This is a genomic window from Psychrobacter sp. UBA3962 (assembly GCF_002385225.1).
In the GTDB taxonomy this organism is placed as follows: domain Bacteria; phylum Pseudomonadota; class Gammaproteobacteria; order Pseudomonadales; family Moraxellaceae; genus Psychrobacter.
Window position 1 is genome coordinate 8,289 of record NZ_DGDC01000015.1, and the last position, 4,167, is coordinate 12,455.

Sequence of the window (4,167 nt, forward strand, 5' to 3'; positions counted from 1 at the left end):
GAAACCAACAAGGAAATTGCTCGTAAAAATATCGACGCAGTATCTAAGGCGGATTTTGAGCAGTCAGTAACAACAATCAATAGCACTAAAGCTGATCGCACTGAACTTGCGCAGGCCAAAACTGAATTAAGCCAATCTATTCAGGATAAAGGCGTTGAGCTAAAAGCAGCTATTGACGAAGAGCAGGCCGAGCGTAAGTCTGAAAATACAGCTATTCGCAGCGAACTTGCTTTAGCAGACCAAGGCTTAAAAGACGACATTGAGGCGAAAGACGCAGCTATTCGCAGCGAGCTTACCCAGTCTAGCCAGCAACTTCAAGAAGCCATTAGTGCAGAAGAGGGTGCAAGATTAGCAGAAGGCGCTGTTATTCGCAGTGAGTTTACCCAGGCTGATAAAGAGCTAAAAGAAGCTGTTGATGCAGAAGATGTAGCTATTCGAGGCGAGCTAACCGAAGCTGGCGAGCAACTACAAGCAGCCATTGATGCTGAGAAAACAGCCCGTGAAGCCGCTGAAACCGCTATCAATGAGCAGATTGCTACTAAAGCTGATAAAGCCCCAGAAGGCGAGGAATATGCGCTTGTTTCAGCTATTCCAGACCTGGCACCTTACGCCACTAAGGACGAGCTAACACAGGCCATTGTGGACCTAATTAATGGCGCTGATGCCGATTCTGATACGTTAAAAGAGCTTGCGGATAAAATCACAGCTTTAGCCCAGGCTGATAAAGGCTTGGTAAGTGCAGCCAACGAGCAAAGCTTTGAAGCAGCTGAAAAAGAAATTGCCCGTAAAAACATTGATGCAGTATCAACGGCAGAGCTTAATACAGCGGTAGATACGATAAACAGCACGCATGCCAAGCGCAGCGAACTTGCGCAAGCTAAAACTGAATTGGCTGATTCTATCGAAGCTAATGCAAGCCAGCTGTTAGAGGCTATTGGTGCAGAAGAGCAAACCCGTAAAGCGGAAGATGATGAGATCCGTGGTGAACTTGCTAAGACCGGTGAGAAAATCCAGGAAGCTATCGACGCTATCCCAGAGGTGGATTTAACGCCATTTGCTACCAAGGTTGAGTTAACAAAAGCGGTAACAGACCTTATCAATGGTGCTGATGCTGATTCAGACACTTTAAAAGAGCTGGCAGACAAAATCACTGCTTTAGCTCAAACAGATGAAGGCTTAGTTAACGTAACAGTTACCCAGGGCTTTACGGTAGAGCAAAAAGCACAAGCACGTAGCAATATTGATGCAGTTTCAACTAGCGAGCTTGAAGCACAAAAAGAAGGCCTGTTAGACGGTATTGCGACTGCTATTAAGCCATTGGCAACTAAAAAAGACTTAGAAGCTAAGGCTGAAAAAGCACCAGAAGGCGACGAATATGCCCTTGTTTCATCATTGCCTGGCCTAGTAGCACCATACGCCACCAAAAATGAATTAACGCAGGCTATTGCTGACTTGATCAACGGCGCCGATGCTGATTCGGACACCTTAAAGGAATTAGCAGACAAGATTACCGCGTTATCTCAAGCCGATAACGGTATCGTAAGTGCTACACAGGCTCAATCTTTTGATGCAGAGCAGCAGAAGCAGGCCCGCAGCAATATTGCCGCTTTAGCAGAAGAGGATTTAGAGTTTGGCGAAGGTTACTTTGAAGTGTTTATGCAGGCATTTGAAGAAGCAATGAGCCCTGAAGTTGAAGATGGGTCACATGTATAGGAGGTCAACATGAAAAAATTAGTATCACATGATGAAATGGTGAAATTTACAGAGGGTTTGGCGGGTATTTTTGGTCAGGGCATGAAGGAAGCATTTGGCCAACTTGATCAAATCAAAGCCAATTTAAGAGGCTTGGAAGATAAGGTCGAAATCCTTATGAACATGCCAGACGTTGAGGTTGAGCCGCCCGCTATGAACGACGTAGGCCTAGATAAAGACTATCCCGGTCATGGTTGGTATAAAGCCACTGATACCGGTATTGTCTATAACTTTGGCGTACCAGAGGGTGAGACTCATGTATTCTCGGACGGCGATCCAACAGCGTATTTGAGCGTTTACACTAAAGAGGACGCAGTAGATAATATTTATATTGCGGCCACGTCAAATGTAACTGATTTAAGCTCCGCTTTTTTCAATGAAGAAGAGTACAAATCGACTTATATTGGTCAAAACCTATCTCACTGGGATGTATCAAACGTAACTAACTTTGAGAAAACGTTTTTCTATGCTCAAACCCAAGATATTGTAGGTATTGAAAACTGGAAAACAAGCTCAGCAATTAATATGGACAGCATGTTTGCTATTGCTAATACCTTCAATACAGATATTAGCGGCTGGGACGTATCAAACGTAACCAACATGAAAAGCATGTTTACGCAGGCAAGTTCTTTTAACCAAGATATCAGCGGTTGGAACGTGTCAAATGTTGAAAACATGAATAACACATTCAACTTTGCCGGTGAGTTCAATCAAGATCTATCTGAGTGGTGTGTGCTTAAAATCCCAACTCGACCCGAAGGTTGGGAAGGCTATGAAAATATCGTACCTCCAGTTTGGGGAACCTGCCCGCGCGGTGAGGTACAACAAATGAGGTAGAGGCCTTATTACTAGGAACACCCCTAAACAATACTGTTAGCCCAACTCTATACTATGCCTATATTCACCAATATAGGCATTTTTTATGGCAACTCAACTGTTTATTAATATCCTGCCTACTTCCGTTACTATTACCAATAGCAAGGAAAGTAAGGCATTAGCAACTATCGAGCTTGTTACTGAATACGGCTTTGACCACAACGTCGTGGCCAAGATTCAAGTAGTTGATGATAAGACACCAACTAACGCAGCTGACCCGTTAAATAACCTGTTATTTGACATTACATTTGCTGATAAAGTTGATGATAGTATGATCACTTCACTGCAAGGCCGTTTATACACTGGCGGCGGTGCAGACGAGCTTGAAAACAACTATCCAAACGACTTCTCATACATCACGCAAAAGCTTGATTTTCATGGTGCATTAGATAGCAGCAATGACTTCTTTGAACAAGTCGAAACGACCTATTCTAAAGATAACGCGGCTCAGGTTGTAGATGCGCTGAAAGCTGTTAAGGCCCTAAAAGACCACGGTACATACCGCAAGGCTGAAATTGTCATTGACGTGCCAGCCAGCAAGGTTGTAGAGCCAACACCCGAGCAGATCACACGCACTTTAATTGATATGCGTGAACGCCCACGTTACATTGTTGTTTGTTCAACCGATGACATGCCGGTTATCGAAGCCACAACAAAGGTAATGGATAAGCTTAACTGTCACGTATTACTGGATCTGGGTAAGATCAACGACTGGGTAGCAGCGGCGGCCCTTGCTGAATCTATCAACATTAAAGACCACCGTTTTTGGGTTTTTTGGAACCCGAACGTATCACGCCCTTCAAACAGCGCAAGCGTACTATCACGCAAAAAATGGCGCCCTTGTGTCGGTGACTACCTAGGCCAATTACTTGTTCGTAACGCCCTTACCAATGCGTCTGGTATTCCACCTGTTAACCGCCCTGTTGCCGGTTATGACTTCCCTGTTAGCTTCCGTGATATGGAAACCATGCCAAGCGTTAGCCTTGATGAAGAGGCCCAAAACGCACTGGCTTCAGCTGGCGTGAACGTGGTATTGAATGAGCGCTTTGATGCAGGCGATCGCTGGATTTATGGTGACGCTATTACTCAATACGATAGCAAAACAAGTGCTTTACGCTTAATCAACGCATCTGAAATTACCACTTACGTTGATAACGCAGTAGTTAGCATTGCTAAAAAGCACTTACTTAAAGGTATGACTAGCTACATCAATGACGCAGACGCAGAGATCCGCCGCTTCTTAAACGCTTGTAGTTCAGCTGGCTTGTTACAGCCAGTAGCAGAGCTATCAGGCAAGCTATACGGCTTAGAAGTGGCACCACGAGCAGATAACCCGTTTGAAAAAGTTGATATTAGACTTGTTAAACGCCCCGAAGGTTGTGCTCGACAAGTTTACTTTGAAACCACAATCACTAAGTAATGCAGTTTATTGATCAGTAAAAGGAAATAAAGAATGTTAGTATCAAGCCATATTATCGAGCGTAACCAGGATCGCATGTTAGAGCGTCAAGAGGCGCAATTTGACGCAACTAACAGCGC

At 44.4% G+C, this 4,167-nt stretch carries 2 protein-coding genes and 1 pseudogene; all 3 read left to right on the forward strand.

Translation table 11 applies throughout. The features are described 5' to 3' along the window. Positions 1-1,713, forward strand: a pseudogene (locus B3S92_RS04190) (hypothetical protein); the annotation flags it as partial. A 9-nt stretch (positions 1,714-1,722) separates the two neighbouring features. After that, positions 1,723-2,589 carry a BspA family leucine-rich repeat surface protein gene (locus B3S92_RS04195; protein WP_296203006.1) on the forward strand — a complete coding sequence of 289 codons (867 nt, stop codon included), beginning with the start codon at positions 1,723-1,725 and terminating at the stop codon, positions 2,587-2,589. Between the two features lie 85 nt (positions 2,590-2,674). Next, positions 2,675-4,048, forward strand: a complete 1,374-nt coding sequence (locus B3S92_RS04200) for a hypothetical protein (protein ID WP_011960548.1) — start codon at positions 2,675-2,677, stop codon at positions 4,046-4,048. Positions 4,049-4,167 lie beyond the last annotated feature (119 nt).